The sequence below is a fragment of the Kitasatospora sp. NPDC036755 genome (assembly GCF_040636595.1).
In the GTDB taxonomy this organism is placed as follows: Bacteria; Actinomycetota; Actinomycetes; order Streptomycetales; family Streptomycetaceae; genus Kitasatospora.
Window position 1 is genome coordinate 1 of record NZ_JBEZUT010000300.1, and the last position, 10625, is coordinate 10625.

Below are 10625 nucleotides of genomic sequence, written 5' to 3' on the forward strand. Positions count from 1 at the left end.
CGGACTGGGAGCCGTTGGCGGTCCAGTACGCGGACTACACGCTCTGGCAGCACCACCAGCTCGGCGAGACCGTGGACCGCCAACTCGCCCACTGGACGCTTCTCCCAGGCGTCACCGGCCCGGGTGCGGCGCACCGCGAGCGCCGGGCCCTCGGCGAGCAGGTGGTGCGGGGCGGCGTAGGTGATCTCGACGGTCACCGTGTCGCCGGGGCGCACCGGCTCCTCCGGCTTCTCGAAGTGCACCAGCCGGTTGTCGGGGGCGCGCCCGGAGAGCCGCCGGGTCCGGTCGTCCTTCTTGCCCTCGCCCTCGGCGACCAGGATCTCCAGGGTGCGGCCGACCTGCTTCTTGTTCTCCTCCCAGGAGATCTCCTCCTGGAGGGCGATCAGCCGGTCGTAGCGGGCCTGCACGACCTCCTTCGGCACCTGGTCCGCCATCTCCGCGGCGGGGGTGCCGGGACGCTTGGAGTACTGGAAGGTGAAGGCGTTGGTGAAGCGGGCCTCGCGGACGACGTGCATCGTCTCCTCGAAGTCCTCCTCGGTCTCGCCGGGGAAGCCCACGATGATGTCCGTGGAGATGGCCGCGTCCGGCATCGCCTCGCGGACCTTCCGGATGATCCCGAGGAAACGCTCCTGCCGGTAGGAGCGGCGCATCGCCTTGAGGACGCGGTCCGAGCCGGACTGCAGCGGCATGTGCAGCTGGTGCATCACGTTCGGGGTCTCGGCCATCGCGGCGATCACGTCGTCGGTGAAGTCGCGCGGGTGCGGCGAGGTGAAGCGGATCCGCTCCAGGCCCTCGATCCGGCCCGCGGAGCGCAGCAGCTTGGAGAAGGCCTCGCGGTCGCCCAGGTCGGAGCCGTAGGCGTTGACGTTCTGGCCGAGCAGGGTCACCTCGATGACGCCCTCCTCCACCAGTGCCTCGATCTCGGCGAGGACGTCGCCGGGGCGGCGGTCCTCCTCCTTGCCGCGCAGCGCGGGGACGATGCAGAAGGTGCAGGTGTTGTTGCAGCCGACCGAGATGGCGACCCACGCGGCGTACGCGGATTCACGGCGGGTCGGCAGGGTGGAGGGGAAGGTCTCCAGCGACTCCAGGATCTCGACCTGGGCCTTGCGCTCGACCGCGGCCCGCTCCAGCAGCGCCGGCAGGTGGCCGATGTTGTGGGTGCCGAAGACCACGTCGACCCAGGGGGCGCGCTTGACGATGGTCTCGCGGTCCTTCTGGGCGAGGCAGCCGCCGACGGCGATCTGCATGCCCTTGTGGCGGGTCTTGACCGGCGCGAGCTGGCCGAGGTTGCCGTACAGCTTGTTGTCGGCGTTCTCGCGCACCGCGCAGGTGTTGAACACCACCAGGTCCGGGTCGCCCTCGGGCCCGGCCTTGACGTACCCCGCGTCCTCCAGCAGGCCGGACAGCCGCTCGGAGTCGTGGACGTTCATCTGACAGCCGTGCGTGACGACCTTGTAGCTCTTCAATCCGCTCTCACCGCTCACCAGACCAGGGTACGGGCAGCCGCGAAGGGCTTTTCCCCGAGCTTCCACCACCCGTTCCCCTCCCGTTCGGGCGGAGCGCCTGGCAGTATCCCTGCATGGTCCCCACCACCCCGTCCCGTCTCGGCATCGCCGTCCGCACCACGGCCCGCAGCCCGTTGTGGCGGACGGTGCTGGTGCTGGTCCTGCTGGTGGCGGGGTTCGGCGGCTGGTGGCTGTCGGCGGGCCGCTCGCCCGGGTACCCGCGCGGCGAGGTCCGCTTCGCCACCGGGGTGCAGCGCGGCGTCTACGACCGGTACGGGCAGCTGCTCCAGGCCCACGTCTCCCGGGCGATGCCGGGGGTCCGGCTGGCGCTGGACAACACCCAGGGCTCGATCGACAACCTGGCCCGGGTGGTCGACGGCCGGGACACCTTCGCGATAGCCACCGCCGACGCGGTCGCCGACTACCAGAGCGCCGGCAAGGGGAGGCTGCGGGCGATAGCCCGGCTGTACGACGACTACCTGCAGCTGATCGTCCCGGCCTCCTCCCCGGTGCGCCGCACGGCCGACCTCAAGGGCCTGCGGGTCGGCGTCGGGCTGCCGCAGTCCGGGGTGAACCTGGTGACCACGCGGCTGCTGGACGCGGCCGGGCTGGACCCGGAGCACGACGTCGTCCCGGTGCCGAAGGGCATCGGCGAGGCCGCCGACGACCTGCGCGCGGGCCGGCTGGACGCCTTCTTCTGGTCCGGGGGCCTACCCACCAGCGCGCTCACCGACCTCTCCGACCACTTCCCGATCCGGGTCGTGCCGCTGGGCGACCTCTCCGAGGCGCTGCACAAGGCCGAGGGCGGCGGCAGCGACGCCTACCGGGCGGCCACCATGCCCAAGGGCACCTACCCGAACGCCGAACCCAAGGACGCCGTCGCCACGGTGGCCGTGCCCAACCTGCTGATCACCCGGGACGACGCGGACCCGGGCCTGATCGAGGGCATGACCCGCGCGGTGATCGACAGCCGGGACCAGATCGGCGCCCAGGTGCACGCGGCCCAGCTGGTCGACCTGCGCACGGCCGTCTACACCGACCCGCTCCCGCTGCACACCGGCGCGGCGCGCTACTACCGCTCGGTGAAGCCGTAGGGGCCGCGGGACGCCTCCCGCGGGCGCCCCGGGGGCCGTCCCGGCGGCTACTTCTCCGGCCGCGGCACCGCGAGCGTCACCGCGAGCCCGGTCGGCCTGACCGGCGCGAAGCCGAGCGAGCCGCCGCCGGCCGCCAGCAGGGTGCGGGCGATGGACAGCCCGAGCCCCGATCCGTCCACGTTCTGGTGCCGCGTGCTGCGCCAGAACCGGTCCCCGGCCCGGGACAGCTCGTCCTCGGTGAGGCCGGGCCCGGCGTCGCTGACGGTCACCGCGACCTCGTCCCGGCGCACCGCGACCCGCAGCCGCACCTCGCTGCCGGCCGGGCTGAACTTGAGCGCGTTGTCCACCACGGCGTCCAGGGCCGAGCCGAAGCCGATCGGGTCGGCCATCCCGATCGCCAGCGCCGGGCCGTCCCAGCGCAGCGCGATCCCGCGCTGTTCGGCCGCCGGCCGCCAGGCGTCCACCCGGGCCAGGGTGAGTTCGGCGAGGTCGGTGCGCTCCGGTTCGGGGCGGGCGTGCTCGGCCGTGGCCAGCCCGAGCAGGTCGTCCAGCACCCGGGCCAGCCGGACGCCTTCCTCCCGTACGCCGCTGAGCTCCTCCTCGTGGCCCTCGGGCAGTTCCAGACCGAGCACCTCGACCCGCAGCAGCAGTGCCGACAGCGGGTTGCGCAGCTGGTGCGAGGCGTCCGCGACGAAGGCCTTCTGCTGGTCCATGGCGAGCACCACGTGGTCCGCCATCTCGTTGAACGAGCGGGCCAGCCGCTGGAGTTCGGGCGGTCCGCCGCCGGGGGCGACCCTCGCGGCCATCCGACCGGTGGCGATGTCGTGGGTGGCCCGGTCCAGGGTGCGCACCGGGCGCAGCACCCACTCGGTGAGCCGGACGGCGAGCAGCACGGCGACGATCATCGCGGCGGCCTCGCCCGCGCCGATCACCAGCCACTGGTGCAGCACCCGGGTGCGCAGCGCCTCGGTCGGAGACTCGCTCAGCACCACCGCGACCACGTCGCCGTCGCGCACCACCGGGGCGGCGACGGTGATCGTCCGGTCCGGCGTCCACGGCCAGACCTGCGGCGGGTTGTGGCTGCGCCGCCCGTCGAGCGCCTCCTGGAAGGCCTGGGCGGCCCAGCCGCCGGCGGGCACCCGCCAGCCGTCCGGAGCGGCGCTGATCGCCGCGCCGTCGCGCTGGAAGATGCCCAGGTGCACGCCGTAGAGGTCGTGGTAGCGGCGCACCTCGCTGTCGATCGCGCGCTCGCGGCTCTGGTCCCCCGGGGCGGGTTCCGGGTCCCCCTTGCGTGCCGAGTCGGCGGCGCCGGAGGTGGGCAGGTCCTGGGCGAGGCGGGCGGCGTCGTCGAGCCGGTCGACGACCACCTTGGTCTGCTCGGCCGCCGCGACCGCCGCCGCGAGCGGCAGCCCCAGGGCGGCCAGGACGCAGAGCATGAGGGCGATCAGGATGCCGAGCAGGCGGGTGCGCACGTGCGGTCAGTGCTCCGCGGGGGCGGGCGGGGCCGGTTCGGTCGCGGCGGGCGCGGGGATGTCGGGGATCAGCCGGTAGCCGACCCCGCGGACGGCCTCGACCAGGCCGGGCAGGGCGAGCTTGTTGCGCAGCGAGCCGATGTGCACCTCCAGAGTGCGCCCGTTGCCCTCCCAGCCGCTGCGCCAGACCTCGCTGAAGATCTGCTCGCGGCGGTAGACCACGCCCGGGCTCTGGGCGAGCAGCGCGAGCAGGTCGAACTCCTTGCGGGTGAGCGGCACGTCGCGACCGTCCACGCTGACCCTGCGGCGCTCCCGGTCGATCCGGATGCCGCGGGACTCCAGCGGGCCGCGCTGCTGCGGCACGGAGTCGCGTGCGGGTACGGCAGCCGCGGCGGGGGCCGCGCCGCGGCGGGCGACGGCGTGGATGCGGGCGAGCAGTTCGCCCATGTCGTACGGCTTGGTGACGTAGTCGTCGGCGCCCAGGTTGAGGCCGTGGATCCGGGAGCGGACGTCGGCGCGGGCGGTGACCATGATCACCGGCACGCCGCTGCCGGCCCTGATCCGGCTGCACACCTCGAAGCCGTCGCGGTCGGGCAGCCCGAGGTCGAGCAGCACCACGCGGTACGGCTCGTTGCCGTCCGGGACGAGGGCGTCCAGTGCCTCGTGCCCGCTGCGGGCGTGCCGGACCTGGAAGCCGTGCCGGCCCAGCACCGCGACCAGCGCGGCGGCCACGCGTTCGTCGTCCTCGACGAGCAGCAGTCGCATCCTGTCCTCCTCCTTCCCCCACGTGATCACCCGTGATCACCGGGCCGATCGTTCCGGTCCCGGTCCTGCGCAGTATGAGCCAGTGAGCGGCCCGGCGCCAGGTTCGACCGCGCACCGGGCTCGTGGGGGACGGGGAGCACCGGAGCGGATTCCCGCTGTGACATGCCCCGTCGGCGCCCGGGCGAACAGCGCATGGGCGCCGTGTGGCCGTTTCGTGATCCTCAAGTTCCGCTCAGATGGGCTGACGGCGCGCGGCCACGCCTCCTAAGGTCGGCCCACCGGGGGCTGCGGCTCCGCCGGCCGCGGCTCCCGGATTCGTACCACCGTTGCCCGCCAAGGGAGTTGGGACTTCTCGGGCAGGCACCATTCAACGACAGAGGGAGCAGGCGCGATGACCGAGAGCCCGGTCGAGGACTCCACCCCCGCAGCCGCCCCACTGGTCGTGCTGAGCAACGTCAACAAGCACTACGGGGCGCTGCACGTCCTGCAGGACATCGACCTCCGGATCGCCCAGGGCGAGGTGGTCGTGCTGATCGGCCCCTCCGGCTCGGGCAAGTCGACGCTCTGCCGGACGATCAACCGGCTGGAGACGATCGACTCCGGCACGATCACCATCGACGGCCGGCCGCTGCCCGCCGAGGGCAAGGAGCTGGCCCGGCTGCGCGCCGAGGTCGGCATGGTGTTCCAGAGCTTCAACCTGTTCGCCCACAAGACCGTGCTGGAGAACGTGGTCATCGGCCAGGTGAAGGTGCGCAAGGTGCCCCGCCCGGAGGCCGAGAAGACCGCCCGGGGACTGCTGGAGCGGGTCGGCGTCGGCGCGCAGGCGGACAAGTACCCGGCCCAGCTCTCCGGCGGACAGCAGCAGCGCGTGGCGATCGCCCGGGCGCTGGCGATGAAGCCCAAGGTGATGCTCTTCGACGAGCCCACCTCGGCGCTGGACCCGGAGATGGTCAACGAGGTGCTGGAGGTCATGCGCCAGCTGGCCGCGGACGGCATGACCATGGTCGTGGTCACCCACGAGATGGGCTTCGCCCGCTCCGCCGCCAACCGGGTGCTGTTCATGGCCGACGGGAAGATCGTCGAGCAGAGCACCCCGGACGCCTTCTTCACCGCACCGCGCTCCGACCGCGCCAAGGACTTCCTCTCGAAGATCCTCCACCACTGACGCTTCGAGACCAGCGGGGCAGCCTCCGGCACCGGCGCCGGCCGGCCCCGCCCGTGCACGCCTTCCAGCCGCCAGAGCCCGGTCGACACCGCGGCCCAGCCCCAGGAGAACCCTCATGAGGACGTCCCGCACCCTCGCCGTCGCGCTCTGTGCCGTCGCGCTCACCGCCACCGCCGCCTGCGGCAAGGACGGCACCCCCGGTGCCACCGCCGCGAGCAGCGGCGGCACCGGCGCCCCGGCGCTGCCGAGCTACACGGTCAAGACCGACGTCAAGATCGACTCCGCGGTGCTCGCCGAGGCCAAGAAGCGCGGCCAGCTGATCATCGGCGCCAAGGCCGACCAGCCGAACCTCGGCTGGGAGGACGTCGCCAGCGGCGACCGCAGCGGCTTCGACATCGAGATCGCCAAGATGATCGCCGCCGACCTCGGCTTCACCCCGCAGCAGATCAAGTGGCAGACCCTGGTCTCCTCGCAGCGCGAGCCGGCCATCGCCAAGGGCCAGATCGACTTCTACGTCGGCACCTACAGCATCAACGACGAGCGCAAGAAGAGCGTCTCCTTCGCCGGCCCGTACTACATCGCCGGCCAGGACCTCCTGGTGAAGGCCGACAACACCACGATCACCGGCGCGGAGACCACCGGCGGCAAGAACGTCTGCACCGCCACCGGGTCGACCTCGATCCAGAACATCAAGCAGTACAACCCGAAGGTCACCCAGTTCGACACCTACTCGGCCTGCGTCGAGAAGCTGATGTCCGGCGAGGTCGACGCGGTCACCACCGACGACGCGATCCTCAAGGGCTACGCCTCCAAGTACGCCCCCAAGCTCAAGGTGGTCGGCAAGCCGTTCACCAAGGAGAACTACGGCGTCGGCCTCAACAAGGACGACAAGGCCCTGCGCGACGCGATCAGCGACGCCCTCAAGGCCCACGAGGACAACGGCGACTGGAAGAAGGCCTACGACGCGACCCTGGGCGCCTCCGGCTCCCCGGCGCCCGAGATCCCGGCCCTCGACCGCTACTGATCCACCCGCCGCACGTCGGTTTCCCGACCATGAACTGAGAGGAGGGCCGCCGGATGGGGTTCCTGTTCGAGGACGACAACTTCGCGTTGTTCCGCGACGGCTTCCTACAGACGATCGAGGTGAGCGCGCTCAGCGCTCTGCTCGCCCTGCTGCTGGGCACCCTGCTGGCGGCCTTCCGGGTCTCCCCGGTGCCGGTCCTGCGCGCCTTCGGCACCGCCTGGGTGACGCTCTTCCGCAACACCCCGCTGACCCTGCTGTTCTTCGCCGTCACCTTCGGACTGCCGCCGCTGGGCGTCCACTTCAGCCACCTGGTGTTCGCGGTGCTGGCGCTCGGCGGGTACACCGCCTCGTTCGTCTGCGAGGTGATCCGCTCCGGCATCAACACCGTGCCGCTCGGCCAGGCGGAGGCCGCCCGCAGCCTCGGCATGTCCTTCGGCCAGACCCTCACCCTGGTCGTCCTGCCGCAGGCCGCCCGCACCGTCCTGGGCCCGATGAGCAGCGTGTTCATCGCCCTGCCCAGGAACTCGGCGATCGCCGGCGCGTTCAGCGTCACCGAGCTGTACAGCTCCCAGCAGACCTTCTCCGAGCGCGGCTACTCGATCTTCTCCATCTTCTTCTGGGTGGCCTGCGCCTACCTGCTGATCAGCGCCGCGGTCGCCACGTTCTTCCGCGTCCTGGAATCCCGACTGGCGGTGGCCCGATGAGCGTCTTCAACCGTCAGGCTTCGGCGAGCGTCCTCTACGACACCCCCGGCCCGAAGGCCCGCACCCGCTACCGCGCGTTCGGCGTCCTCTCGGTGCTCGGCATCGCCGGCCTCCTCTGGTACGTCTTCGGCGCGCTGAACGACAACGGCCAGTTCGACGCCGGTCTCTGGGACGCCTTCCAGTACACCTACGTCCAGCAGAAGATCGTGGACGGCCTGCTGTCCACCCTGGAGGCCTTCGGGCTGGCCGCGCTGTTCTCGCTCACCCTGGGCGCGCTGCTGGCGGCCGGTCAGCTCTCCGACCACCGGCCGGTCCGCTGGTTCTGCACGGGCTTCACCCAGTTCTTCCGGGCGATGCCGCTGCTGATCCTGATCGTCGCGCTCTACTACGCCTTCTTCGCCCAGCAGCCGATGTGGGCGCTGGTGCTCGGCCTGACCCTCTACAACGGGGCGGTCCAGGCCGAGATCATCCGCAGCGGCGTCAACGCCGTCCCGCGCGGCCAGGGCGAAGCGGCCTACGGGCTCGGCATGCGCAAGACCCAGGTGATGACGTCGATCCTGGTGCCGCAGGCCGTCCGCTCGATGCTGCCCTCGATGATCGGCCAGCTGGTCGTCACCCTCAAGGACACCTCGCTCGGCTTCGTCATCACCTACCACGAGCTGCTGTTCGTCGGTAAGGCGATCGCCAGCCAGCCGATCAACGCCGCGGGCTTCCCCTACATCCCCGTGGTGCTCGTGATCGGACCGATCTACATCGCGATGTGCCTCCTGTTGACCGCGCTCGCACGCTGGATCGAAGCACGCGGCCGTCGCGGCGCGAACCGGCGCACTTCGGCTTCTGCTTGACGGACACGCAGGTGATCTGTTGCATTGCTGTTCGTGACACCTCCCGGGAGCATCCACGCGGCATATGCGGCAGCGGTAACTGACGCCGGCCGATCGGCCGGTTCGTGCCCGGAGGTCCCCTCATGGACCCGGTGATCGTGGTCGGGGCCGGACCGGTCGGTCTGGCCCTGGCCCTCGCCCTGGCCCGGCACGAGGTGCCCACCATCGTCCTCGACGAGGGCTCCGGGCTCTGCCCGGAGGGCCCGCGCAGCCTCGTCCTCGGCGCCGACACCGCCGCCTTCCTGACCCGGATCGGCTACCCGCGGGCCGTCTCGGACTCCGCTCTCTGGGACTCCTTCGAGGTCTGGCGGCGCCGCCAGGAGGTGCTGCGGATCGACCTCACCGACTCGCCCACCTTCCACCTGCCCCAGCACCGCCTCCAGCGCGGGCTGCGCGACGCCCTCAGCGGCACCCCGCTGATCAAGCTGGTCCCGCTCAACCGGGTCGTCGAGCTCGAACAGGACCGCGGCGGCGTCAGCATCCGCACCATGGGCACCCAGGACGGCACCACCACCTGGTGGCGCGGCAGCCACCTGGTGGGCTGCGACGGCGCGAGATCCGCCGTCCGCAAGCTCCTGAAGATCCGTTTCCCCGGCCGGCCCGCGGTCGACCGCAACGCCATCGCCACCGTCCGGGTCGACCTGCCCTTCGACGGCGCCCGGCTGCACCGCGAGCCCCCGTGGCGGGGCGACCGCGAGGCCTCGGCCCGTCCGCTGCCGGACGGCGTCTGGCGGCTCGACTGGCGGCTGCCCCCCGGCCGCCCCGCCGCCACCGAGACGGTCGACCCGCACGCCACCTGGCCCGGCATCGTCACCGGCGACACCCTGCTCACCCGCGTCACCTCCACCCTCACCGGCTGGTGCGGCGAGCTGCCCCGCTTCGAGCTGCTGGCCGCCGCCGACCACACCGCCCAGCAGCGGCTCGCCGCCCGCTTCCGGATCGGCCGCTGCTTCCTCGCCGGCGACGCCGCCCACCTGCACGGCGCGCTCGGCATGCAGAACCTCACGGACGGCCTGCGCGACGCCGACAACCTCGCCTGGCGGCTCGCCCTCGCCTGGCACCTCCACTCCGGCGGCCCGCAGCCCGGCGGCTCGCTGCTGGACGGCTACGAGGCCGAGCGGCGCGGCGCGGTCGGCGCCCGGCTGCGCGCCGTCGACCAGTCCATGCCGCTGCTGCGCCCGCTGCGCGGCTGGCAGCAGACCAGACGCTCGCTGCTGGTCGGCGGCTTCCGCAAGCACGCCCCGCTGCTCGCCGACGGGCCGCTCGGCACCGGCCGCTTCGGCGGCGCGCCCGCCTACCCGGCCGCGCCCTCCGGCGTCCCCGGCCGGGTCCCGGTGCAGCGCGGCGCGCGCGGCACCACCTCGCTCAGCGAACTGCTGCCCGCCACCGCGCCCGGCGTGCTCGTCCCGGACCTGCCGGTGCTCGCCGACGACGGCACCCCCGACCACCTGCACGCCCGGCTCGGCTCCACGTTCCTGCTGCTGCTGGTCGCCCCCGGCACCGCCGTCTGGTCCTCCGAGCACTGGCTCGGGGCCGGCCTGATGCCCCGCCTCGCCGAGGTCGCCGCCGCCCTGCCCGTCCCGGCCGAGGTGCTGGTCACCGAGGACTATCCGGGCGCCGGCCCGCACACCGTCCTGCTGATCCGCCCGGACGGCCACCTGGTCGGCGTCACCCAGGGCGCCGTCGCCGAGGACCTGCTCGCCCTCGCCGACAAGGCCCGCGGCGGCCCGGCCACACTCACCCCGGCGCCCGAGCCGGCCGACCAGCCCGCGTCCGAGCAGGTGGACTCCCCGAGCCGGGGCGCCTCCTAGGCAGCGTCGCGCCAACGGGGCGCGGGCCGAGGCTCGGGGGCCAGGGTCCGCCCTAGGGCGTGTCTGACAATTCCCGCCGGGCGTGCGACGCCAATTGTCAGACACGCCCTAGAAGTCTGATGAAGATCTTGCTGCTGGAGGGGCTGTCTCGGCTGGGACAGCCCCTCCGGTGCTATGTGGTTGCGGAGGCGATGGTCCAGG

General features: G+C 72.5%; 9 protein-coding genes. 6 read left to right on the plus strand and 3 right to left on the minus strand.

The features are described from left to right. On the minus strand, positions 1–1430 hold a 1430-nt coding region (gene miaB, locus AB0E96_RS32240), incomplete at its 3' end, for a tRNA (N6-isopentenyl adenosine(37)-C2)-methylthiotransferase MiaB (protein WP_359829335.1). A 149-nt stretch (positions 1431–1579) separates the two neighbouring features. On the opposite strand from miaB, the gene AB0E96_RS32245 reads away from it, so the two are divergent. Then, positions 1580–2599 (plus strand): TAXI family TRAP transporter solute-binding subunit, encoded by a 1020-nt coding sequence (locus tag AB0E96_RS32245; RefSeq protein ID WP_359829327.1) that lies wholly within the window; start codon positions 1580–1582, stop codon positions 2597–2599. 47 nt (positions 2600–2646) lie between these two features. On the opposite strand, the gene AB0E96_RS32250 is transcribed toward AB0E96_RS32245, so the two are convergent. Together AB0E96_RS32250 and AB0E96_RS32255 are read right to left on the minus strand one after the other, a co-directional pair. Beyond that, a complete protein-coding gene (locus AB0E96_RS32250; RefSeq protein WP_359829328.1) occupies positions 2647–4071 on the minus strand; it encodes a HAMP domain-containing sensor histidine kinase in 1425 nt (474 codons plus the stop codon). A gap of 6 nt (positions 4072–4077) precedes the next feature. Beyond that, on the minus strand, positions 4078–4836 hold the full coding sequence (locus tag AB0E96_RS32255; RefSeq protein ID WP_359829329.1) for a response regulator transcription factor: 759 nt from the start codon (positions 4834–4836) through the stop codon (positions 4078–4080). A 391-nt stretch (positions 4837–5227) separates the two neighbouring features. Between AB0E96_RS32255 and AB0E96_RS32260 the strand changes: the two genes are divergently transcribed. The 5 genes from AB0E96_RS32260 (at position 5228) to AB0E96_RS32280 (ending at position 10424) form a co-directional block, all read left to right on the plus strand. Then, positions 5228–6001, plus strand: a complete 774-nt coding sequence (locus AB0E96_RS32260; RefSeq protein WP_359829330.1) for an amino acid ABC transporter ATP-binding protein — start codon at positions 5228–5230, stop codon at positions 5999–6001. A 115-nt stretch (positions 6002–6116) separates the two neighbouring features. Next, positions 6117–7025, plus strand: coding sequence for a glutamate ABC transporter substrate-binding protein (locus AB0E96_RS32265; protein WP_359829331.1), 909 nt, complete (start codon positions 6117–6119; stop codon positions 7023–7025). 53 nt (positions 7026–7078) lie between these two features. Next, positions 7079–7729 carry an amino acid ABC transporter permease gene (locus AB0E96_RS32270; RefSeq protein ID WP_359829332.1) on the plus strand — a complete coding sequence of 217 codons (651 nt, stop codon included), beginning with the start codon at positions 7079–7081 and terminating at the stop codon, positions 7727–7729. Next, on the plus strand, positions 7726–8574 hold the full coding sequence (locus AB0E96_RS32275; RefSeq protein ID WP_359829333.1) for an amino acid ABC transporter permease: 849 nt from the start codon (positions 7726–7728) through the stop codon (positions 8572–8574). The genes AB0E96_RS32270 and AB0E96_RS32275 overlap by 4 nt, the downstream gene beginning before the upstream one ends. Before the next feature lie 122 nt (positions 8575–8696). After that, positions 8697–10424 (plus strand): FAD-dependent monooxygenase, encoded by a 1728-nt coding sequence (locus tag AB0E96_RS32280; RefSeq protein WP_359829334.1) that lies wholly within the window; start codon positions 8697–8699, stop codon positions 10422–10424. Positions 10425–10625: the final 201 nt, after the last annotated feature.